Source organism: Sporosarcina siberiensis (assembly GCF_042681925.1).
In the GTDB taxonomy this organism is placed as follows: Bacteria; Bacillota; Bacilli; order Bacillales_A; family Planococcaceae; genus Sporosarcina; species Sporosarcina siberiensis.
The window spans coordinates 294,394-316,984 of the sequence record NZ_JBHUGI010000024.1; the positions used below are offsets into that span (position 1 = coordinate 294,394).

The window sequence follows — 22,591 nt, forward strand, 5'->3', positions numbered from 1 at the left end:
GTTTAAATTATGACTATGTCGAAAGCAACATTTGCAGGTGGCTGTTTCTGGTGCATGGTAAAGCCATTTGACCGTTATGATGGAGTAGAGTCAGTAATTTCCGGATATACGGGTGGTGATGTTGAAAACCCTACCTATGAGCTTGTCTGTACAAATACAACGGGACATCGTGAAGCGGTGCAAATAACATTTGACGAAGATAAAATTTCATACAATGAGTTATTAGATATTTTTTGGCGTCAAATTAATCCTACGGACTCAGGTGGACAGTTTTTTGACCGCGGGGACTCTTATAAGACCGCAATTTATTATCACACCGAAGAGCAGAAAGCAATAGCTGAACAATCAAAATCAAACCTAGAGGCTTCTGGTAGATTTACAGAAGAAATTGCAACAGATATTTTAGCCGCAAAAATATTTTATCAAGCTGAGTCTGGTCACCAAGACTATTATATGAAGAATCCAACGCATTACAATAGATACGCGGTTGGTTCTGGTAGAGAGACTTTTAAAGCAGAAAATTGGAGTGATAAATTATGAGTGAAGATTTAAAAAAGAAATTAACAGATATTCAATATTATGTAACTCAAGAAAATGGCACAGAACAACCATATAAGAATGAATACGATAGTCATTACGAAGATGGTATTTATGTAGATATCGTTTCTGGTAAACCTTTATTCAGTTCTAAAGACAAGTATGATGCTGGATGTGGATGGCCTAGTTTCACAAAATCTATCGAAGATGCTGAAGTTGTTGAGCACTTCGATGATACACATGGCATGCGACGAATTGAAGTGCGTTCTAAAACTGCAGATTCACATCTCGGACATGTATTTCCAGATGGACCTGAAGAAAACGGATTACGGTATTGTATAAACTCAGCAGCGCTTCGTTTTGTACCGGTAGAGAAACTTGAAGAAGAAGGTTATAGCGAATATAGTCGTTTATTTTAATGTACTAGTAACTAAAAAGGAGTTGAACGGATGAACCGATCTTTTTACCAGTTCACTCTTTCGTTTCGTGCAGGGGGAAAAGATAATTTAATGGCACAGTTTGCCGAAGCTATGTTTAAAGATCTGAGTTTCCCAAAAGAAGAGACTGAATTCGATCCTTTATCACGCTATATTGAAGAAAAAGCAGATGATAAAATGCGCTCTACCGTATTTGATGAATTATACAAGCTATATGAAGAAAGATTGAATCAGTAGACACGCGACTCTCCGTTGCATAATGAATGCAGAGAGCGTATGATTAAAAGAGAAAATTTGAAAGTGGGGATTGTTTTTAATGAGTATACATATCAATGCAAAAAAAGGTGATATCGCTGAGACAATTTTACTGCCCGGGGATCCACTCCGTGCAAAATACATCGCTGAAACTTTTTTAGAAGATGTAAAACAATACAATGAAGTTCGAAACATGTTTGGTTATACTGGTACGTATAAAGGCAAACGCATTTCAGTTCAAGGAACTGGAATGGGTGTACCTTCTATATCCATTTATATAACTGAACTAATGCAAGAATATGATGTCCAAAAACTTATTCGTGTCGGAACTTGCGGGGCAATTCAAAAAGACGTTCAGATACGCGATGTAATCATTGCACAAAGTGCATCAACCAATTCACGTATGAACCAAATCATTTTTGATGGTAATGATTTTGCACCAACGGCAAACTTTGACCTTCTTTTAAAGGCATATAATGCTGGTATTAATAAAGGGTTAAAAATGAAAGTCGGAAACGTCTATACAGAAGATTTATTCTACAATGAATTTGCAAATCATGAAAAATGGGCACAATATGGTGTTTTAGCAGTAGAAATGGAAGCTGCTGCACTTTATACACTTGCTGCAAAGTTTGGTCGTCAAGCTCTAGCGATATTAACAGTGAGTGATCATATTATTACAGGTGAATCCACATCTTCACAAGAACGTCAAGTAACTTTTAACGATATGATTGAAGTAGCTTTAGAAGCTTCTCTAATGGATTAAATACATTAATGGGGAACCGTTTACTTAGTTGCGGTTCTTTTTTCCTTTTAATTATTTTGCTGAGTAGAAAGTAGGGAACGGAATGGACGATAACGAAAAAAATGAACATGAAGACAAAACTGTCCCAAATGAAGTCCAACAACAAAAAAGAGCGATTCAATTAAAACCGTTCTCTTTCGTTATGCTTATAATTGGGCTCGTTTTAGCTACAATTGGTGTAACATTTTTTGTACTAACAACTGGTGACGACAAAGTAGTAGAAGTTGGCTCTCCTGTTCAATCTGTTGACCGAAAAGAATTTAAAAAGTTGTATGACGCTTATGATGAAATGAAAGATAAATATTTTCAAGATATCGATGAAACTGCAGTGATTGATGGTGCAATAAACGGAATGATTGATTCACTTGAGGACCCTTATTCCGATTATTTAAACGAAGAAGAGGCACGTCAACTCAATGAAAGCATATCATCTTCTTTTGAAGGCATCGGGGCTGAAATCCAAGAGAAAGACGGTTACATCTCTGTTGTTTCTCCAATTAAAAACTCGCCAGCTGAACGGGCAGGTATTTTACCTCACGATATAATAGTTGCAGTTGATGGAGAAAGCATACAAGGAATGTCATCATCTGAAGCGGTACTTCTTATCAGAGGAGAAAAAGGTACTTCGGTAACACTTACTGTTAGACGTGGTGAGGCAATTGAACCGATGGAAATAAAAATTACGCGCGATGTCATTCCAATTGAAACGATTTACGCTGAAATGCTTGGAGATGGCATTGCCCATATTCGCATTACCAGTTTCTCAAATGGTACATTTGAAGAACTCCTACTTGCCTTGGATGAAATGGAAGAACAAGGTATGAAAGGTTTAGTTGTGGATGTGCGACAAAACCCAGGAGGCTTATTGGATATTGCAGTTGAGATTTCCGATTTATTTGTACCTTCGGGTAAAAATATATTCCAATATGAATTGAAAAATAAAAAACCTATTGTGACTACTGCACAAGATTCACGAAAGATTCAAGTACCCGTAGCCTTAGTCATGGATGAAGGAAGTGCTTCAGCATCAGAGATACTTGCTGCAGCATTAAGTGAGTCTTCTGATATTCCACTCGTAGGAGTAACAACATTTGGTAAAGGTACTGTGCAATCACCAACAAACTTACCCGATGGTTCAAATTTAAAACTTACAACTGCAAAGTGGCTCACGCCAGATGGCAATTGGATACACAAAGAGGGAATAAAACCAGATATAGAAGTTCCATATCCATCATACGCAATGCTGCCTTATTTGGATCCAACAATAGAAATGAAAGAAGGATTACTTTCTCCAGCTATTAAATCTGCTGAAGAAATGCTTGCTGCAGTTGGTTACGATCCTGGGGAACTTGATGGCTTATTTGATGAAACAACAAGTGAAGCTGTGAAAAACCTACAAGAAGACTTATCAATTGAACCAACAGGAATTTTAACAGGGGATACGACATATGGTCTCATGGAGAAATTACGTGAGAAGATTAAAGTAGACGATCCACAGTTATTAAAAGCAAAAGAAATTCTTCTTGAAAAAGTAGAGAAATAAAAGAAAAGCGTCCGTTTTTTCTAAGCGGATGCTTTTCTTATTATAATAATGGAGTTGTTTTTATGGTTGATGTATATTTATTCAGTGGTTTTCTTGGTAGTGGAAAAACATCTTTACTGCTCAATGTAATTAGTCAAATTAAAGAATCCGGTAGAAAACCTGCCGTTTTCATGAATGAATTTGGAAGCTTATCGATTGATTCGGACGCTGTTGAAAACGGGGTACCTCTTAAAGAAGTTCTTGACGGCTGCATCTGTTGTACAGGTTCAGAACAAACGGAAGCACAGATACAAAGTTTACTTGAAGAGAATAAAGATATTGACGTTATTTTGATAGAAACGACGGGAGCAGCTCATCCGGTTGAGGCATTGGACGCTATTTATTCTCCCATCTTTGCAGACCAACTTAATATTCGTGGAATAATCACTGTAGTTGATAGTAAACTTTGGCTTGACCGCAGTAGACTATCACCACAAATCAGAGCTTTATATATGGAACAAATACGTCATGCCCATCTTCTTTTAGCAAATAAATCCGATTTACTAACGGAAAGTGAAATGGCTACTGTTTCTATGGAGCTTGCAAACTATAATGAGGCAGCCCCTGTTGTCCAAACAATTGGAGCTAAGATTGCTTTTTCTTATATAGAGAAAGTATTGCATTCAACCAAGGAGAAATCCGATACATCTATTATTTCTGGTAAAGGGCTACCACTTTCGTCAAAACTTATAACATTTACTGAATCAGTCTCGCGCGATGATTTTGAAGAGTGGGTCAAAAGTTTACCTGAAACAGTTTATAGAATGAAAGGTTATGTGCCATTAGAAGGTTCGATAAATCCGCATCTATTCCAGTATGCTTATGGTATGGTCAGCTGGTTGCCTGAATATGTAAAAATGACTCCAAGACTCGTAATCATTGGTGAAGGCATTGACTCAATTAAATATGAATAGAACTGATTTTGCATATTGTCAACCCCATTTGAAATGAAATTAGTACAAGTAAGTCCAAAACTAACCAATTTATAGAGAAACAAACCTTGGTGTATCTATACTTGTAAATCTAATGGTTTTGTTGGTAAACTTAACCGTCTTTTAAACTCTCTCTCACGTTATGATAGTTTGCGAAGGGAGAGATGAGAAATGAAAAAATCAATTGCAGCAGTATTACTTGGTTCAGCATTATTACTATCAAACAATAATGCAGAGGCTTCATATTCAAACAATGAGGTAAAAATTAATAAAGTAGATAATGTCCAATACACAGGGTGGGGCTCTAAGCAATTCTACTTTTTCAATTCAAATCTCAACAACATGAACTACAACGGTTATCAATACCACTGGACAAACAAAAATCACCATACAGATATAGAGGCTGTACCAACACCTCCTAAAGAGCCCGTTCCCAACGAGGAGGCACCTGTTTCACCAGCTGTTCCTGAAGCAGTACCAACACCAGTTCCAGTAAAACAACCAGTTCCAGCACCAACTGAAAAACCTGTGCAGGAAGCAGTCACGAACAATTCAATATCCGCAATTGAAAATGCAGTTCTTAATTTAACAAACGTTGAACGTAAAAAAGCAGGTCTATCAGCATTGCAGGTAGATAGTAAATTAATGAATTCTGCACGTCAAAAGTCGACGGATATGGCTACGAATAATTACTTTTCACATACAAGTCCAACTTACGGATCGCCATTTGATCAAATGAAAGCAAATGGGGTCACTTATAAGTCAGCTGCAGAGAATATCGCAGCTGGACAAGTTTCAGCAGAAGAAGTAGTTAAAGCTTGGATGGAATCTCCTGGGCACAGACAAAATATATTAGCAGCCGATTTTACACATATCGGTATTGGTTTCGATAAAAACGGAAACTTTTGGACACAACAATTTATTTCAAAATAAAAATATATGAACAAGAGCTATCCTGATTATACAAGGGTAGCTCTTTTTTTAAATATATTAACGAACGCATATTAATATTATGTAAACTTACGAATGAAATATAAACCTCGCACTCTAAAAGAGATGCGAGGTTCGTTTTATATAAATTTCTTTTTTTGAATATATAAAAGCCTAATTGTTAGTGTAATTGCTCCGATTGTTAACCCAGTAATAAGTCCAACCCAATAACCATATGGGCCTAGCGTGGTGTATGTCGCCAATAAATAACCACTAGGCAAGCCAAGGACCCAGAAAGAAATAATAGCCATAATAAATGTCATATTAACATCTTTATAACCCCGAAGTGCTCCTTGTACAGGCGCTTGTATTGCATCTGATAACTGGAATAAAGCTGCAAAGAATAGAAATGGAATGGCTAATTTAATGATTTGATCATCCGTCGTATATAGAGAAGCTATCTGTTCTCTAAATGTTAATAAAATAGCAATAGATATAAAGCTAAATGTGATAGCCAGTCCAACGCTTAGGAAGCTATATTGTTTAGCGTCACGCATTTTACCTGAACCAACAGCTTGTCCGACTAGAATTGTAGCACCCATGGAAATAGCAAGTGGTATCATATAAAGTAAAGATGTGAAATTTAATGCAATTTGATGTGCCGAGATGACTGCTGTGGAATAATTACTCATCAAGAGTGTCACGGCTGAAAAAATACTGGTCTCAACAAAAATCGAACTTCCAATAGGCACACCAATGAGTAATATTTCTTTCCATTTTTTAAAAGAAATTTTACCCCATTGCTTAAATAACTTGAACTCAGAAAACGGCATTCTTTTCCATGCGATTCCATAAGCAATCATCAAAACGAGCCAATAAGTGATTCCCGATGCATAGCCCGCACCCGCACCACCAAGTTCCGGAAAGCCCCAGTTTCCATAAATGAGCAAATAGTTGATAAAGACGTTTATAGGGGCGGATAACAGAATAATTACCATCGAGACACGTGTAGCACCAAGTGCATCAAAAAAAGAACGAAGAACTGTATAAGCAAATAGCGGTATTAAACCAAAACTCATTCCTTTTAAATAAGCTCCTGCAACTACACGAACTTCATGTTCCAGAGGCATCATGACAAGGATAGGTGCGACTGCAAATCGTATGATTAAAAAAATCACGCCAGCCAACACAATTGAAACATAGAGACCTTGCTGAACGGAAGGTCGAACCTCTTCTTTCCTTCTTCCACCAATTTGATGTGCAATGATTGGAGTAAGTCCCATTAGAATTCCAGCAAGCCCAGTGTAGACTGGAACCCAAAAAGAAGATCCAATTGTTACACCGGCAAGATGGTATGTATCGTAGCGACCAGTCATAAGTATATCGAAGAAGGTTACTAAATAGAGCGCAACTTGAGTAATGAGAATTGGCATAACAATTTTCGCCATAATAACAGACTTTTTACGTATTGGTATAGAACTTTCCATAAAAATCACCCTCTACAAAGCATTTAAATTCCATTGTATCACGGTTCTTTTGCTATAATAGATAAGGATAGACCATTTTCAAAATAAAAGAGGTGAAAAGCCATGAAACGACCGGTTATTTTATTAACAGGGGGCGGCACTGCGGGGCATGTTTCAGTTAATGAAGCACTGATTCCAGTATTGGATGAAAGAGGCTATGAGATTCATTATATTGGATCCTATGAAGGAATTGAAAAAGAGTTGATTGGCAATGGACATTCAGACGTTGTTTATCACCCAATACAAAGCGGGAAGTTCAGACGTTATTTTTCAATGAAAAACTTTACAGACCCATTTAAGGTCGGCGCAGGAATCATACAAGCAATGTCTATAATAAAAAAAGTGTCACCTGAGCTTATATTTTCCAAAGGAGGCTTTGTCTCTGTCCCGGTTGTTCTAGCGGCAAAAATGCTTAAAGTGCCCGTTGTTATACATGAATCAGATGTAACACCAGGGCTTGCCAACAAACTTGCATTGCCATTTTCTAAACATATTTTTACAGTTTTTGAACAAACTCTAAATTATGTTCCTTCGGGAAAAGCAACGTGTTCAGGACCTATAATACGACCTGAGCTTTTTAATGGGGTTAAGCAGGATGGATTAAGAATTGCTGGTATGACAGGTGAGAAACCCGTTTTAATAATTATGGGTGGAAGTCAAGGCTCAGCTATTTTAAATGTAGCTACACGTAAAGATTTAAACTCCATCATGAAAACTTTTGATGTTATTCATTTATGTGGTAAAGGTAACTTAGATGAAGAGCTAGAAAGCATTCCGGGTTATACACAATTCGAATATGTTACAGAAGGCTTGCCACACTTGTTAGCAGCTGCAGATTTTGTGGTTTCAAGAGCAGGCTCAAATGCAATCTTTGAATTATTGGCTTTGAGAAAACCAATGCTGCTTATTCCACTAACTGCTGCAAAAAGTCGAGGAGACCAAATATTAAATGCATCCCACTTCAAGTCATTGGGATTTGCCGAAGTAATCACCGAAGAAGAATTAGAAGAACACTCGCTTTCTCTTCAACTTAACAAGTTAATGAATAATAAAGATATGTTAGTAAAGAAAATGAATGAAACAACTTTACCAAAGACTCCCGAACAAATGGTCGAGCTGATAATGAATTATAAATAAATTGGTCTAAATTCTTTATAGGCACTAATAAAAGACCCGTGAAAACGATTGCATTGCTGTTATAAGCAAAAATGTTTGCTAGTTCATGCGAAACCCTTTAAGTTCTAGTAGTAGCGTGTTAAAATTAATAAGATAAAAAATATAAACACTTTATGCCAACAGGCAAATGTGGAGGTAATTGGACATGTCGAAAAGTTTAGATATTCATCGTTCACCATATGCTTCTTTTTCTGGGCCTAACCTTGGATATATAATGGAAATGTACGAATTATTTAGATCATCACCTGAATCAGTCGACGCAGAACTTGTGGAAATGTTCAACAAGTATGGGGCACCTGAAATGGTTGTTGAAACTTCAGAACAATCTTCAAAAGTTGGAATTACTGATCCTAATGAGTTAGGTAAAGTATTGTCTGCTTACAAATTATTAGATGCTATACGTACTTACGGACATCTTGCAGCTAATATTTATCCACTTAACGATGTACCAAAAGATTCATCACGTCTGGAACTTTCTTATTACGGTTTATCAGAAGATGATTTACGAAAAATGCCAGCAAATCTATTTTTCAATGTTGTTCCAGATAATGTTGAAAATGGACTAAGTGCTGTGCATTATTTGAAATCCTTATATACAGGGAAGATTGCTTTTGAGTTTGCGCATATAATAGATGAAGAGGAACGGAATTGGATTCAAAACCAAGTTGAAACAGGTCAAGTTTCAGTAAATCTTTCTTCAGATGATAAAAAAATCCTTTTGGAAAGACTCACAAAAATTGAAGGATTTGAAAAATACATACACCGCACATTTGTTGGTGCAAAACGTTTTTCAATTGAAGGTCTAGATACCCTTGTAGTCTTCCTTGACGAACTTATTCGTCGTTCAGAAGAGGAGAAGACCAACAAGGTGCTCATTGGTATGGCTCACCGAGGTCGCTTAAATGTGCTTACTCATATATTAAATAAGCCTTATGAAATGATGTTTGCTCAATTTGCGAATATTTCTGAGGAGCCATTTCTACCTGCTGACGGTTCAGTTGAAACGACAAGAGGTTGGTTTGGAGATGTAAAATATCATATGGGAGCATCTTATAAAGGTGAAACTGGGATGAATCGTTTCTTAGCTTATAATCCCTCTCACTTAGAAGTAGTCAATGCAGTTGTTACTGGTCAAACTAGAGCAGCCCAAGAAGTTACAGGCAAATCTGGTCTACCAACCCAAGATATGAATGCTGCATATGCAGTTTTAATACATGGAGATGCAGCGTTTCCAGGACAAGGAATTGTTCCTGAAACATTTAACTATAGCCGTGTACCTGGATTTAAAACAGGTGGATCTATTCATATTATCGCGAACAATATGATTGGTTTTACAACAGAACAAATCGATTCAAGATCCACACACTATTCTTCAGATCCAGCAAAAGGTTTTGAAGTACCTGTTTTACATGTAAATGCGGATTGTCCAGAATCAGTTATTGCCACAGCTGCTTTCGCGTTTGAATATCGTAAGAAGTTCGGTAAAGATATTGTGATCGACCTTATCGGATATAGAAGATATGGTCATAACGAAATGGATGAGCCACTTGTTACAAATCCAATAATGTATCATGATGTTCATAAGCATTCTACAGTACGTGAGCTTTATGGAAACACACTGGTTGCAGAAAATATTCTTAGCGAATCCGAAGTAGACGAGGTAGACTCAAGAGTTTATAAAGAAATGCAATCTGCACATGATGTTGTCAGAGCATATTCTGAATCAAAAGAGAAAAAAGCAGTTAGTAACACCGCTCCAGAGGAAGTTCTTGCAGGTTATCCAGTACTTGAAACTGGGGTTGAAGAAAACGCGTTACTAACTATGAATAACGAGCTATTAGCATACCCAGAAGAATTTAGTGTCTTTAATAGATTAATTAAAATTTTAAAAAGACGTGAAGAACCTTTTATTGGTAAAGGAAAAATTGATTGGGCACATGCAGAGACTTTAGCTTTTGGTTCTATTTTACAGGATGGAAATCCAATTCGCTTAACAGGTCAAGATGTTCAACGGGGAACTTTTGCTCATCGTCATCTTGTACTTCACGATGAAAAGACAGGAAACACACACACTCCTTTACATCATATTAGCGGATCGAAAGCATCGTTTTCAGCACACAATAGCCCTCTTTCCGAAGCAGCTATTGTTGGTTATGAATTCGGTTATAATCTTGAGGACCAAGAAGCACTTACAATTTGGGAAGCACAGTACGGAGACTTCTCAAACATGGCACAAGTTATGTTTGATCAATTTGTTTCATCAAGTCATGCTAAGTGGGGACAAAAATCCGGACTCGTTCTTCTATTACCGCACGCATATGAAGGTCAAGGTCCAGAACATTCAAGTGCTAGACTCGAGCGATATTTACAGTTATCTGCTGAAAACAACTGGACAGTAGCTAATCTTTCAAGTTCAGCAAACTACTTCCATATTTTACGCCGACAAGCGAAAATGCTTGGTAAAGATTCAATGCGTCCGCTCGTAATCGTGACACCAAAATCACTTTTACGTCATCCACTCGTTGGTGCAGATGTTGGTGATTTAACTGAAGGTTCGTTCCAAACTGTACTTGAACAACCTGGTACCGGTAATACACCAGAAAAAGTTGAGCGAATTTTGTTTGCAAGTGGTAAAATGGCAATTGATTTAGCAGAACAGGTAAAAGATGGAGAAGGCTTTGATCACTTGCATATTGTTCGTGTAGAGCAACTCTATCCTTTCCCAACTGAAAAGATTGAAAATATCGTTTCACGTTATCCAAAGGCAAAAGATCTCATTTGGGTACAAGAAGAACCTAAAAACATGGGATCTTGGTCGTTTGCAAATCCTTATATGAATGAAATTGCCGGGAAGAAAAAAGTTAGTTATATCGGGCGCGATCACCGTTCAAGTCCATCTGAAGGTGACGGCGGTTCACATGCAATTGAACAAAAACGAATTATTAATTTAGCTTTAAACCGTAAATAACGGTTAGACTTAGAGGAGGAATTTATAGTGGCAGAAATTATCGTACCAGAACTTGCAGAATCAATTACAGAAGGAACAATTTCACAGTGGTTGAAACAACCAGGTGATACAGTTGAACGTGGGGAATTTATAGTTGAGCTTGAAACAGATAAAGTAAACGTAGAAATCATTTCCGAAGAAGCAGGTATTGTACAACAACACCTTGCAGCTGAAGGTGATACAGTTGAAGTAGGACAAGTCATTGCAATTGTAGGTGCAGATTCAGGCGCAGCTACACCAGCAGCACCTGCAGCTGTAGCTAAAGAAGAGGCTGTCGCAGATGCACCAACACCTGCACCTGTTGCTGAAGAATCAAACGATTCAGAACGCACTATTGCAAGTCCGGCAGCACGTAAACTCGCTCGTGAAAAGGGTATTGACCTTGCAGCGATATCTCCTGTTGATCCAATGGGTCGCGTAAGAGTCCAAGACGTTGAAGCACATACATCGGCTCCAAAAGCACAGCCAGCAGCAAAATCAGCAGCTCCAGTTGTAGCAGCACAAGATGATGGTCGGGTAACACGTGAAAAAATGACGCGTCGCCGTCAAACAATTGCAAAACGTCTACTTGAAGTAAGACAGTCGACAGCGATGCTTACGACATTTAACGAAATTGATATGACAAATGTGATGGCCCTTCGTTCACGTAAAAAAGATCAGTTTTTCGAGCAAAATGACGTTCGACTTGGCTTTATGTCATTCTTTACAAAGGCAGTTGTTGCGGCACTTAAAAAATATCCTTACGTCAACTCTGAACTTGATGGCGATGAAATTCTTCTGAAGAACTTCTATGATATCGGTGTTGCTATATCGACAGACGGCGGACTAGTAGTACCTAACGTGATTGACGCTGACCGTAAAAACTTTGCTGAAATTGAAGCATCAATCGTAGAACTTGCGACAAAAGCACGCGATAACAAGCTTACAATTGCAGATATGACTGGTGGTTCTTTCACAATTACAAACGGTGGTGTGTTTGGTTCATTGATGTCGACACCAATTATGAACGGATCACAAGTTGGTATTTTAGGAATGCATACAATTCAAAAACGTCCTGTTGCAATTGGGGACAATGTTGAAATCCGCCCAATGATGTATGTGGCACTTTCTTATGATCACCGTGTTATCGATGGAAAAGATTCTGTTGGTTTCTTGAAAATGGTTAAAGAATTGCTTGAAAATCCAGAAGATCTACTTTTAGGTTCTTAATAGATAGCAATCGTTTTGTTTTAAACGAACCGATCATTCTAGATGAAAGGTGTGATGTATAGTGAACTTTCAAGATTGGATGTCTTCACCGACACTCCGTACTGTTACTTGCAAACACTCAGATGCCGAAAAGTATGTCGTGAATAACATGCTAACACCCGGAAAAGATTATGATGTTAAAAATGAAACTGAAGAGTTTATATTCATCATTGATAATTCTGGAAAAGTTGGCGGCTATTACAAAACGTATTTCGAATAAAAAATGCTCGATGTACCGCTATGTTGCGGTGCATCGGGCATTTTTACTAAGGAGGAAATGAAGTTTGAATGACTATGTAGAAAAAGAACAAAAAATCCGTATACAAAAAGAACATGACTCCATTTATCAAGTGCTCATACAGGATGGGGGATATGTTTCACCCAATGAATATTTATGGGATGATGTTTTAATTAGCATTGTACTAAAAAAGCCAGTTTTATTAAAAGGACCAACAGGATCTGGTAAAACAAAATTAGCACAAACTGTTTCGAAGTTTTTTAACCAACCCATGCATAGTGTAAATTGCTCTGTAGATCTTGATGCTGAATCTCTTTTAGGCTTTAAAACAATTATTCAAAAGGATGGGGTAACAACAATCGATTTTGTAGAGGGCCCAGTTGTCCAAGCAATGAAGAAAGGCCATATTCTATATATTGATGAAATTAATATGGCCAAATCAGAGACATTACCAATCCTACATAGTGTTCTAGATCATCGACGCGTTTTAACAAATCCTTTTACAAACGAAGTAATTGTAGCACATGAGGACTTTACAGTAATATCCGCTATAAACGAGGGTTATGTGGGAACATCTCCAATGAATGAGGCATTAAAAAACCGATTTGTTTCTTTTACAATCCCATACTTATCTGGAATTGAATTAAAAAAAGTTGTCATAAATGAATATCCAAACACCTCCGAAGAACTCATCGAAACAATACTAAATATTGGGGATGATTTGCGTAAACAAGTAGTAAATGGATTATTATCAGACGATGCAGCATCCGTTCGCAGTCTACTTGACGCCATTGGTCTAGCTGAACATATGCCGGTGAGACGTGCAATTCAATACACAATTTCTGAGAAACTTGACGATAAAATAGAACGCAGGCTTGTAATGGAATTAGTAGATACTTGGGTGAAATGAGGCGAACGTATACGTGAAAATGAATCGATTCATTCAATTCAATGATGAAACAGTTGATGCGAAAACTTTGTTATTGTACGAGCGTCTTGGACGTGCACTTTCCGATACTACTTACCTTGAATTAACCGAGCGCAAACTTCTTGAATACAGACCTAAAGAAGCTATTATATCTATGAGTGTATTTTGGCGACATCGATCAAAAGATATTATTCATTATGGACGTTTGTCGGATATCTATCTATTAACAATTGGTTTTTGGAAGTATTTTGACATACGCACTTGGAATACCTTTGAAAATAAAAACCAATTGAATCCTTTGCGGAAATTTATTGGAGAAATATTACTTCTACTAGAAGAGTTTCGATTAATCGACTTAATTATTAAAGAGCGGCCAGGAACAATCACAGCTTTTGAAACTCGAAAAGAAGCATATGTTTCTTTTCATCGGAGTAGTATTTCTTCCAATATGCAAAAGGGTTTTCTTGCGGATGCCTTATTAAATGAAATGTATATCACTTTACATGAAGGAATATTTCATGAATCACACATTGATTGGGGTCCTATTAAGTTCAATCTCATTCAATCAATTCTACAGTCTGCCTATGATTCAAAAAGCACGGAAGACAATACACATATTGCAAATCGAATAGGAAGTATAGCTGAACAATCCATTCACTCGGATTTAGTGAATCAATATTATTCGATAGGGGCTTCATTAGTAGATGAAACTATTCAATTCAACTATCATCAAGGAATGAGTGATGCGGATAAAGGAGAAGACGAACGTAAGGAAACAATAGAGGAAGTGTTTCGTTCCTGGCACGAGGAGAATGAAGATGAATCTGGTGTCCACCTTGAATATGAACTAGAACATGGACGTTCTGGAAAAACAGACGGGTCTAATGCTACTGAAGGCGATGAAGATGCAGATATAGAAGAGACCGGTGAAGGACATTCAGAGGGAAATGAAAGCAATAATCGGCCAGATGAGGAACACGAGAAAAATGAAAATACCAACGAGCAAAAGAAAGCAGGTAAATCCTTTGGAAGCGAACATTTAAATGTTGTTTATGAAGAACAACATGTTCAAGTTCATGATTCCTTCGAGAATCGCAAAAAACTTGCTAACTGGCGTGAAGAGCAAAAACCCTTTGTTCGATCAATAGTAGCGGAAATGAAAAAAAGAATTGATTTTAAAGAAGAAACAAAACGAGAAGGATTAATGAAAGGAAGACTATCCAGCAAATTAACAACATTAGTGGTAGATGAACGGCCAAAACCATTTTATAAAAAAAATGCACCATCTACCCAGTTAGATGCAGTTTTTGGACTACTTGTCGATGGTTCAGCCTCTATGATAGATAAACTCGATGAAACAAAGCATGCTGTACTCTTGTTTCATGATATTCTTCGCACTTTAGGGATACAACACGAGATATCCTTGTATTATGAAGATGCAAATCATGCCACCTCACAAATTCAACCAAATGTTTTCAATCAGATGCACACATTTGCTGATAACAAGCAAGATAATGGAATGTCCATATTATCTTTTGAAACCAATGAAGATAATCGAGATGGTTTTGCCATTCGTTGGATGGCTGAGAAACTGTATAAACGGCGTGAAAAGCATAAATTTTTACTTGTATTTTCAGATGGGGAACCATCGGCTTTTGGATATGACCGAAATGGTATTATAGATACGGCTGAGGCTGTAATGGAAACCGAGAAGAAGGGAATATCTGTTATTCACTTATTTCTATCTTCAGAAGAACCAACTGAAGAACAAACGGCATTATTTACGATGATGTTTGGGCATAAAACAGCGTCATCTAATTCGGTCGAGAATTTTTCTGATCAAACACTACGTATCCTAAAGAAATTATTAGCAATCGTTGCACGCACAAGTTAAATAAAACACAAAAATCGCCTTATGTGGGGCGATTTTGTGTTTTATCATGAACTGCTAGTAATCGTTGTTTAAGTTCTTCTTCCATTTGTCCAATTTCTATTTCTGCCGCCTTACGTTTAGCACGACCATCAGCCTGAATGAGCAGTGTTTCTTCAATGGTTTGGATGAGATTTTCTTGCGTCTTTTTTAATGTCTCAATTTCAATAATTCCGCGTTCATTTTCTTTTGCAGTTTCGATTGTGTTTATTTTCAGCATCTCTGAATTTTTCAGAAGTAAATCATTAGTTGTTTTTGTTACGAGCTTTTGTGACTCTACAGCTTTCATTTGTCGATTCAATGTTAATGCAATCGCAATCTGATTTTTCCATAATGGAATGGATGTCATAATAGAAGATTGAATTTTCTCAGCAAGCGTTTGATTTGTTTGTTGTATCATACGTATTTGCGGAGCACTTTGAATTGTTATTTGGCGTGATAATTGTAAATCATATAAACGTTTTTCAAGTCGATCTAGAAATTGCGCCATATCGTTTACTTCTTGGAACGCCATTTGATCATTAGACAATTCCGCTTCTCGTCTCATTTCAGGAATAAGTTCAAATGATATTTCATCACGTTTAATTTCAGCTGCTGCAATATAGACGTTGAGTGCCTGGAAATATGTTTTGTTTTGTTCGTATAGACTATCTAACATTTTCACGTCGTCAAGGAGACCTCTTTTGGAGTGTTCGAGTTGAACACCAATTCGATCTATTTGAGTACTTAACTTTTGGTATTTAGTCATCATTTCTTGTATGGATTTTGATACTTTACCAAACAATCTGCTTAGGCCCGTTTTTTTCTTTTCGCTTAAATCATCAGGATCTATTTCAGATAGTTTGTCCATTAAGTCTTTTAAGACATCTCCTACAGGTCCAATATCTTGGCTTTGAACATGGTCAAGCATTTTATGAGAGAAGCGTGAGAGCTCACCCTGAGCGTTTGCACCGTAGGTAATAATTGCCTCATAGTTCCCGACGGGTATTTGTTTCGCAAGTTCAATAGCTTTCTCTCGTTCCTCTGGAGTTAAGCGGTCGATTAGTTTTACGGCTGTATTTCCTACCTCTTTGTTCACAGTTTGCATTTCTTTTGATAAAAGAGGTTCTTTTATGTCAAATGGGTTATCTAGTAAATCATCAAATGATTTTACATCATTCGTATCTGGATTACTTTCTGTCATTATATTTATCTCCTTTCATTTCTAAAACTGGTTTATCTCGATTCATTGTTACACCAACAAAATCAATTTCCATCTGTAGTTTTTCCAAATCAGAGGAAAGAACATTACGTAAATCTTGTTCTAATTGTTTGTTTACATCAACTAGTGTTTCACGTGTGTTTTGTAGTGTGATTTTCAAGTCCTTATCTTTTAAAGGTTGGTTAACAAGCATTGAGTATTTGGATGTTAACTCTACCGCTGAATCAAGATGAGCATAGAAAAACTTTTCGACGTAGTAAAACTTTTTAGGGTTCGTTTTAACAATACCTAAAATTTTCCTTGATATTGTATTGATTTCATGAAGTTGTCGAAATGCTTGTACCGACCTCACTTTACCATAAAAACTATTTAATTGTTTCACTTTAAAACGAGCACTTGTTAATTGGTTTTTTATATGTTTATACTCGGAACGGGTCATACCTAATTGTTTTAAATTAGATGAAAGTTGAATTTGTTTAATTGAAAATGAACTTCCAAGATAAAGTACTATGAATAGACCTGTTGCCGGAAAGATATTCATACCAATACCAAAAAGTAGGTAAAGCCATGAACCAAAGCTAACAGGAACCGCTATAAAGTTCCTTATAAAGAATTGTTGAATTTCCTTCATGAGAAGACCTCCTTAACCTTATATATTAAATACGTTTGAAACTATATAAGGTTTCACTTCGTTATACTAATTATACCTTAAAGTGAGCTTATACACATTACATTGGATTTTTGAAGTGGGCATTTAAGTGGACAATGTATATCTATTTGCTAAAATTGACTAATATTCAGCTTAAATCATCTAAGGAGGAACTTAAATTGTATGAATTTATATATATGAAAGCTGAATTTGAGCCTTGGTGGATGTTCGAAGACTGGGAAGATACCATTATTATTCGAGAAACTAGTATGAATTTTAATGAAGTTCAAGAACAATTAAGAGAGTTTGTACTGAAGCTTCGGGAAAAACATGAATTTGAAGCTGTAAAGAAAGAGTGTTTTTATGCATTTTGGTCTTCAAATGAACAAGTATTTTGTGAAGCTTGTGATGATGATTTGCAAACTTATCATGGTCTATTTATATTGAAAGATGGCCAACCCGTAAATTTAATCATCATGTAAAATCAGTTTGATGTAATTTGAGATTATTAAGAGGGAACAGGAATGTGTTTATTTTATCCAAATAAAAAAAGACTTCTACTAGAAGCCTCTTTTTATATACTTTATTCACCTAAAGACTCCAATGTCGATGTAACGGTTACGGTATCACCATCGCCGGTTACCATTACAGCTTCACGCTTTATTTCTCCTATTCCAGGAGAAAAATATTTTCGATTTACTGCATTCTCTACTTTCTCTTCAATGACAAATACGTTGTCATACGTCTGGTAAGGCGTCTCAATTGTTAAATCTGTTTCAACAACTGTCCAGTCATCAAATTTACTTCCTAATGTAAATGGCTTTTGCAGATAAATACTTGATGCTTTCATTGAATCCATCTCTTGCAGGGAAGGGAAATTCTTTTCGACAATGCCGATAATGTTGGAATCAATAATATCGATACGATCTTTCTCAACTCTAAAGATTTTCCGAATAATTGTACCTCCATTATCCTCAAAAATAACGAAATAATTTTTATGGGGTTGCGTTACTTCAATATGGTACTCAGCAAACTCATTACCTTCTCCTTTAAAAAACAATTTAGATCCGTCTGGTGGAAAATACTCTCGCATAAATTCAATTGGTTCAACAGTACTTTCTTCTTTACCACTTAATTCTTTATTTCCTTGGCCTCCAGCGGGATTTTCATTTGTTTTTTGACCTTGTGTACACCCTGTAAATACGAAAAATAGGGCAAGAACTACAATGAAAAGATTTACTTTCCGCATTTAAATCTCTCCTCTCATTATGGTTATTCCCAAAAATGAGATAATCATACTTATTCACAACAAAAAATCCGACCTTCTAAGATTAGAAGGTCGGATTTTTACTGTTCATTTTTTTATTTCTTTTCTTTAAACTCGAGGTAATCTTCATAAGACATCATCTTATCGAAAATTGTTCCATCATCATTAATTTCAATAATTCTGTTCGCAACAGTTTGGATAAACTGTTGGTCATGAGAAGTAAAGATAATTACACCTTTAAATGCTATTAGACCATTGTTGAGAGACTGAATAGATTCAAGATCCAAGTGATTCATCGGCTCATCAAGTAGAAGTACGTTCGCAGATGTAAGCATCATTTTCGACAGCATACAGCGCACTTTTTCTCCTCCTGATAAAACAGAAGGCTTTTTATTCACTTCTTCACCAGAAAAGAGCATACGACCAAGGAAACCACGTAAAAATGTTTCCGTTTGATCTTCTGGGGAATATTGGCGCAACCATTCTACTAGAGATTGCTCAGGACCTTGGAAGAATTCAGTGTTATCGATAGGGAAGTAGGCCTTTGTAGTTGTTACACCCCATTTAACTGTTCCCGAATCAGGTTCAGAATTTCCAGCAAGAACTTCTAATAGTGCTGTTTTTGCAAGTGGATTTCCAAGAAGAATGATTTTATCCTCTCTTCCAATTGTAAAGTTCGCATTTTTCAGCATAACTCTACCATCGATTGTTTTGGATACATCTTGAACACTTAATACATCATTCCCGATTTCGCGACCCATTTGAAAATTCACGAATGGGTATCGTCTTGAAGATGGACGAATGTCATCTAGTTCAATCTTTTCAAGCGTTTTCTTACGTGATGTTGCTTGTTTAGATTTTGAAGCATTAGCACTAAAGCGTGTAACAAATGCTTGAAGTTCTTTAATTTTATCTTCTTTTTTCTTATTCTGATCTAATGACATTTTAAGTGCCAATTGGCTAGACTCATACCAGAAGTCATAATTACCTGGATAAATTTGAACTTTCGAAAAATCTACATCCGCGATTTGTGTACAAACCTTATTTAAAAAGTGACGGTCATGGGAAACAACGATTACCGTATTATTAAAATTAATAAGGAACTCCTCAAGCCACTGAATTGCTTTTAAATCAAGATGGTTCGTAGGCTCATCTAGAAGTAGAACATCTGGTTTGCCGAACAATGCTTGTGCTAGTAGAACTTTCACTTTATCAGAACCCGTTAGTTCAGACATTTTCAAGTGATGTAATTCATCCTTTACGCCAAGTCCTTGAAGAAGGATAGCTGCTTCAGATTCAGCTTCCCAACCATTTAAATCTCCAAACTCACCCTCAAGCTCAGCTGCACGCATTCCATCCTCATCAGAGAAATCAGCTTTCATATAGATTGCGTCTTTTTCATTCATTATATCGAACAAACGCTTGTGTCCCATAATAACTGTCGCTAGTACAACGTGCTCTTCGTATTCAAAGTGATCCTGTTTCAAAAAAGCCAACCGATCTTCTTTATTCATGATGACATTACCAGATTGGGGTTCAAGTTCACCAGATAAGATTTTTAGAAATGTAGATTTACCCGCACCGTTTGCACCAATAAGACCATAACATTGGCCAGTGTTGAACTGTATATTTACATCTTCAAATAGTTTGCGGTCACCAAATTGAAGACTTAAGTTAGTTACTGCTATCAAAAAAATTCCTCCTAAATTCACAATGCACCTATTATAGCATGAAATTGTTTCAAATTGGAACGCTACATACTTAACAATATAAATAAAAGTTAACTTAGTTAGTTTGCAAATAGACTTTAATAATGAATACTTCTTAAAGTAGTGGGTGCGAATCGAATTCTAGGGTATTATGTAAGTAAGTCTAATTTACCTAACAGGGCACTATTTTTCATTTAACAAATTTTCCGATAAACATTCAATACGTTATGAACATCGTATATTAGGTTCTATCAGTTAAAAGCAATTGATTAAAAAGAGATGAAGTGAATGTGTATATGATTAAGGAATTTTCAAAAAAAGAATCAGTTATACTACTCATAGCCATTTTTGCAGTCGCCGTAAATATGCGTCCAGCAATTACATCGATTGGTCCAATGCTTGAAGTAATTCGTGAGCAACTCAGTCTAACTAATGTACAAGTAAGTATGCTAACAGCTATACCTGTAATTTGTATGGGTATATTCGCGACATTGGCCCCTTACTTTAATAGAAAGATGGGACTTAAACGAACAATGTATCTTATGTTAAGTCTTATCGGTTTGCTTACTGCAATTCGGGGCATTGTTCCTTCTTTTATCGTTCTTATAGGGACTGCGTTTTTAATAGGTATTGCACTCGCAGTTATGGGGCCACTTCTTTCAGCGATGATTAAACAAAATTTCCCACAACGTGCCGCTTCAGTCATTGGGGTATATTCATTTGGAATGGGTGTAGGTGCTTCAGTAAGTGCTGGGTTAACAGCCCTTTTTTATAATGAAACAAACTCTTACCGCTTTGCACTTGGTATATGGTCTGTACTAGCGCTTCTAGGTCTTCTGGCGTGGTTTTTCGCTATGAGAGTTGAAACTGTGGTTTATAGCGCTAAACAGGGTCCAATGACCGTGAATACAGAAAAAATAGTTTCACCTTGGAGAATAAAAAAAGCTTGGTTGTTCCTACTCTTTTTCGGATTACAATCATCCGCATTTTTCTCTATTGTTACATGGCTTGCGCCAATAGCGAAATCCTTTGGCATGACATTATTACAAGCTGGGACACTCCTAAGTGTAATGACGGTAGTTCAAATCATATTAAATCTTGGATTTCCTCTATTAATGGGGAAATTTCCTGCAAGAAGATTTTGGGTTTTACTAATGCTGATTTCGGGAATGCTGGCAACGCTCTTTATTTGGACTGGTGTGCATTCATTAATGTGGACAGGAGCTATTCTAATGGGCATTCCTCTGGGGGGATTATTCCCAGTCGCATTACTTTTACCTCTTGACGAAACTGAAACAGCAGACGAGACCAATTCATGGACAGCAATGATGCAAACAGGTGGGTATATTATCGGTGGTTTATTCCCATTAGTCATCGCTTTAATTCACGACTGGACAGGAGACCATAATTACACATTCATAATTTTTATTGGTTTGTATGTTTCAATGATGATATTAACGCTATTAATTGGAGAAAAGAGAGAGGCGTAGCAAAGTCATTTAAGATAGATCACGAATCTTATTGAGCAATAAAAAAACCGCCGATAGTGTTTGGCGGTTTTTTTGTATTATTTAACTCCAATACTTTTTCAAGAATTCATCTCTTCCAGATTTTGCACGATCTTTTTCATAATGTTCTTTTTCTTTTTCATAGTAATCCTGATGGTATTCTTCTGCGGGGTTAAATGTTTCAGCAGGACGTATCGGCGTGATGATAGGTTTAGAGTATTTGGCACTTGCTTCAAGCTCTCTTTTGGACTTATCAGCAATTTCTTGTTGTTCATTTGTGTAATAGAAAATAGCCGTAGTGTAGGATTCACCACGATCGCCAAATTGACCGCCCGCATCTGTAGGATCAATTTGTTGCCAATATACATTTAGTAGCTTTTCATATGTAAATAAATTTGGATCAAACGTTATTTCCACAACTTCTAAATGTCCCGAGTCACCTTTTTTTACATCTTCATATGTTGGGTTTTCTATATGACCACCCATATAACCAGAAACGACATCATGAATGCCTTCCCAATCTTTAAAAGGTTTCACCATACACCAAAAACAACCGCCGGCAAATGCTGCTTTTTCAAGACCGCTGTTCGTCATAACTACACACTCCTCTTTTAGAATACTTAGCTTAAAGGAATTCATTCAAAAATGCTAGTTTTTCTATTCGTAATTTGAGGAAGATTCGTGCACACTACTTCTGAAATAAAAATGCATTGATTTAAAACTTTA

21 protein-coding genes are annotated in these 22,591 nt (G+C 36.6%); 15 read left to right on the forward strand and 6 right to left on the reverse strand.

Translation table 11 applies throughout. The features are described from left to right. The first annotated feature begins 9 nt into the window (after nt 1-9). The 7 genes from msrA (ACFSFY_RS09430) (at nt 10) to ACFSFY_RS09460 (ending at nt 5,481) form a co-directional block, all read left to right on the forward strand. A complete protein-coding gene (gene msrA / locus ACFSFY_RS09430; protein WP_381537475.1) occupies nt 10-540 on the forward strand; it encodes a peptide-methionine (S)-S-oxide reductase MsrA in 531 nt (176 codons plus the stop codon). Continuing rightward, nucleotides 537-956 carry a peptide-methionine (R)-S-oxide reductase MsrB gene (msrB, locus tag ACFSFY_RS09435; RefSeq protein WP_381537477.1) on the forward strand — a complete coding sequence of 140 codons (420 nt, stop codon included), beginning with the start codon at nt 537-539 and terminating at the stop codon, nt 954-956. Before msrA (ACFSFY_RS09430) ends, msrB begins: the two co-directional genes overlap by 4 nt. Nucleotides 957-986: 30 nt before the next feature. Continuing rightward, a complete protein-coding gene (locus ACFSFY_RS09440) occupies nt 987-1,211 on the forward strand; it encodes a YozE family protein (protein WP_381537479.1) in 225 nt (74 codons plus the stop codon). A 79-nt stretch (nt 1,212-1,290) separates the two neighbouring features. Then, complete coding sequence (deoD, locus tag ACFSFY_RS09445; protein ID WP_381537480.1) at nt 1,291-1,995, forward strand: purine-nucleoside phosphorylase; 705 nt, start codon at nt 1,291-1,293, stop codon at nt 1,993-1,995. A gap of 82 nt (nt 1,996-2,077) precedes the next feature. Continuing rightward, nucleotides 2,078-3,577, forward strand: coding sequence for a lmo1851 family serine protease (locus ACFSFY_RS09450; RefSeq protein ID WP_381537482.1), 1,500 nt, complete (start codon nt 2,078-2,080; stop codon nt 3,575-3,577). Between the two features lie 62 nt (nt 3,578-3,639). Further along, entirely contained in the window at nt 3,640-4,530 is an 891-nt protein-coding gene (locus ACFSFY_RS09455) for a CobW family GTP-binding protein (protein ID WP_381537484.1), read from the forward strand. A gap of 189 nt (nt 4,531-4,719) precedes the next feature. Further along, nucleotides 4,720-5,481 carry a CAP domain-containing protein gene (locus ACFSFY_RS09460; RefSeq protein WP_381537486.1) on the forward strand — a complete coding sequence of 254 codons (762 nt, stop codon included), beginning with the start codon at nt 4,720-4,722 and terminating at the stop codon, nt 5,479-5,481. A gap of 137 nt (nt 5,482-5,618) precedes the next feature. Here the strand turns inward: ACFSFY_RS09460 and ACFSFY_RS09465 are convergent, their stop codons facing one another. Continuing rightward, nucleotides 5,619-6,965 (reverse strand): MATE family efflux transporter, encoded by a 1,347-nt coding sequence (locus ACFSFY_RS09465; protein ID WP_381537487.1) that lies wholly within the window; start codon nt 6,963-6,965, stop codon nt 5,619-5,621. 102 nt (nt 6,966-7,067) lie between these two features. On the opposite strand from ACFSFY_RS09465, the gene ACFSFY_RS09470 reads away from it, so the two are divergent. The 6 genes from ACFSFY_RS09470 (at nt 7,068) to ACFSFY_RS09495 (ending at nt 15,495) form a co-directional block, all read left to right on the forward strand. Then, nucleotides 7,068-8,141 (forward strand): undecaprenyldiphospho-muramoylpentapeptide beta-N-acetylglucosaminyltransferase, encoded by a 1,074-nt coding sequence (locus ACFSFY_RS09470; protein ID WP_381537489.1) that lies wholly within the window; start codon nt 7,068-7,070, stop codon nt 8,139-8,141. A gap of 184 nt (nt 8,142-8,325) precedes the next feature. Then, the gene (locus ACFSFY_RS09475) at nt 8,326-11,148 is read left to right on the forward strand and encodes a 2-oxoglutarate dehydrogenase E1 component (RefSeq protein ID WP_381537490.1); all 2,823 of its coding nucleotides are present in this window, start codon (nt 8,326-8,328) and stop codon (nt 11,146-11,148) included. A gap of 27 nt (nt 11,149-11,175) precedes the next feature. After that, the gene (odhB, locus tag ACFSFY_RS09480; protein WP_381537492.1) at nt 11,176-12,396 is read left to right on the forward strand and encodes a 2-oxoglutarate dehydrogenase complex dihydrolipoyllysine-residue succinyltransferase; all 1,221 of its coding nucleotides are present in this window, start codon (nt 11,176-11,178) and stop codon (nt 12,394-12,396) included. 79 nt (nt 12,397-12,475) lie between these two features. Beyond that, entirely contained in the window at nt 12,476-12,655 is a 180-nt protein-coding gene (locus ACFSFY_RS09485) for a DUF6501 family protein (protein WP_381537555.1), read from the forward strand. A gap of 64 nt (nt 12,656-12,719) precedes the next feature. Then, on the forward strand, nt 12,720-13,583 hold the full coding sequence (locus ACFSFY_RS09490; protein ID WP_381537495.1) for an ATP-binding protein: 864 nt from the start codon (nt 12,720-12,722) through the stop codon (nt 13,581-13,583). A gap of 19 nt (nt 13,584-13,602) precedes the next feature. Then, nucleotides 13,603-15,495, forward strand: a complete 1,893-nt coding sequence (locus ACFSFY_RS09495; protein WP_381537557.1) for a hypothetical protein — start codon at nt 13,603-13,605, stop codon at nt 15,493-15,495. Nucleotides 15,496-15,514: 19 nt separating this feature from the next. On the opposite strand, the gene ACFSFY_RS09500 is transcribed toward ACFSFY_RS09495, so the two are convergent. Both ACFSFY_RS09500 and ACFSFY_RS09505 read right to left on the reverse strand, forming a co-directional pair. Then, on the reverse strand, nt 15,515-16,714 hold the full coding sequence (locus tag ACFSFY_RS09500) for a toxic anion resistance protein (protein WP_381537497.1): 1,200 nt from the start codon (nt 16,712-16,714) through the stop codon (nt 15,515-15,517). After that, nucleotides 16,701-17,363: a 5-bromo-4-chloroindolyl phosphate hydrolysis family protein gene (locus ACFSFY_RS09505; protein WP_381537499.1), complete on the reverse strand. Its 663-nt coding sequence runs from the start codon at nt 17,361-17,363 to the stop codon at nt 16,701-16,703. Before ACFSFY_RS09505 ends, ACFSFY_RS09500 begins: the two co-directional genes overlap by 14 nt. 197 nt (nt 17,364-17,560) lie before the next feature. Between ACFSFY_RS09505 and ACFSFY_RS09510 the strand changes: the two genes are divergently transcribed. Next, on the forward strand, nt 17,561-17,863 hold the full coding sequence (locus ACFSFY_RS09510; protein ID WP_381537501.1) for a DUF1033 family protein: 303 nt from the start codon (nt 17,561-17,563) through the stop codon (nt 17,861-17,863). 101 nt (nt 17,864-17,964) lie between these two features. On the opposite strand, the gene ACFSFY_RS09515 is transcribed toward ACFSFY_RS09510, so the two are convergent. Then, nucleotides 17,965-18,630, reverse strand: a complete 666-nt coding sequence (locus ACFSFY_RS09515; protein WP_381537503.1) for a hypothetical protein — start codon at nt 18,628-18,630, stop codon at nt 17,965-17,967. A 113-nt stretch (nt 18,631-18,743) separates the two neighbouring features. After that, nucleotides 18,744-20,339 (reverse strand): ABC-F family ATP-binding cassette domain-containing protein, encoded by a 1,596-nt coding sequence (locus ACFSFY_RS09520; protein WP_381537505.1) that lies wholly within the window; start codon nt 20,337-20,339, stop codon nt 18,744-18,746. A gap of 314 nt (nt 20,340-20,653) precedes the next feature. On the opposite strand from ACFSFY_RS09520, the gene ACFSFY_RS09525 reads away from it, so the two are divergent. Then, nucleotides 20,654-21,847 carry an MFS transporter gene (locus ACFSFY_RS09525; protein ID WP_381537507.1) on the forward strand — a complete coding sequence of 398 codons (1,194 nt, stop codon included), beginning with the start codon at nt 20,654-20,656 and terminating at the stop codon, nt 21,845-21,847. A gap of 81 nt (nt 21,848-21,928) precedes the next feature. Here ACFSFY_RS09525 and msrA (ACFSFY_RS09530) read toward each other — a convergent pair whose 3' ends face one another. Beyond that, on the reverse strand, nt 21,929-22,459 hold the full coding sequence (gene msrA / locus ACFSFY_RS09530; protein WP_381537508.1) for a peptide-methionine (S)-S-oxide reductase MsrA: 531 nt from the start codon (nt 22,457-22,459) through the stop codon (nt 21,929-21,931). Between the last annotated feature and the right edge of the window lie 132 nt (nt 22,460-22,591).

Coding starts and splice junctions, on each gene's coding strand:
- ACFSFY_RS09485 (WP_381537555.1), top strand. CDS start 12,476: ATGTCTTCACCGACACTCCGTACTGTTACTTGCAAACACTCAGATGCC.
- ACFSFY_RS09470 (WP_381537489.1), top strand. CDS start 7,068: ATGAAACGACCGGTTATTTTATTAACAGGGGGCGGCACTGCGGGGCAT.
- ACFSFY_RS09440 (WP_381537479.1), top strand. CDS start 987: ATGAACCGATCTTTTTACCAGTTCACTCTTTCGTTTCGTGCAGGGGGA.
- ACFSFY_RS09475 (WP_381537490.1), top strand. CDS start 8,326: ATGTCGAAAAGTTTAGATATTCATCGTTCACCATATGCTTCTTTTTCT.
- msrB (WP_381537477.1), top strand. CDS start 537: ATGAGTGAAGATTTAAAAAAGAAATTAACAGATATTCAATATTATGTA.
- ACFSFY_RS09500 (WP_381537497.1), bottom strand. CDS start 16,714: ATGACAGAAAGTAATCCAGATACGAATGATGTAAAATCATTTGATGAT.
- ACFSFY_RS09465 (WP_381537487.1), bottom strand. CDS start 6,965: ATGGAAAGTTCTATACCAATACGTAAAAAGTCTGTTATTATGGCGAAA.
- msrA (WP_381537508.1), bottom strand. CDS start 22,459: ATGACGAACAGCGGTCTTGAAAAAGCAGCATTTGCCGGCGGTTGTTTT.
- msrA (WP_381537475.1), top strand. CDS start 10: ATGACTATGTCGAAAGCAACATTTGCAGGTGGCTGTTTCTGGTGCATG.
- ACFSFY_RS09525 (WP_381537507.1), top strand. CDS start 20,654: ATGATTAAGGAATTTTCAAAAAAAGAATCAGTTATACTACTCATAGCC.
- deoD (WP_381537480.1), top strand. CDS start 1,291: ATGAGTATACATATCAATGCAAAAAAAGGTGATATCGCTGAGACAATT.
- ACFSFY_RS09455 (WP_381537484.1), top strand. CDS start 3,640: ATGGTTGATGTATATTTATTCAGTGGTTTTCTTGGTAGTGGAAAAACA.
- ACFSFY_RS09515 (WP_381537503.1), bottom strand. CDS start 18,630: ATGCGGAAAGTAAATCTTTTCATTGTAGTTCTTGCCCTATTTTTCGTA.
- ACFSFY_RS09450 (WP_381537482.1), top strand. CDS start 2,078: ATGGACGATAACGAAAAAAATGAACATGAAGACAAAACTGTCCCAAAT.
- ACFSFY_RS09505 (WP_381537499.1), bottom strand. CDS start 17,363: ATGAAGGAAATTCAACAATTCTTTATAAGGAACTTTATAGCGGTTCCT.
- ACFSFY_RS09495 (WP_381537557.1), top strand. CDS start 13,603: ATGAATCGATTCATTCAATTCAATGATGAAACAGTTGATGCGAAAACT.
- ACFSFY_RS09460 (WP_381537486.1), top strand. CDS start 4,720: ATGAAAAAATCAATTGCAGCAGTATTACTTGGTTCAGCATTATTACTA.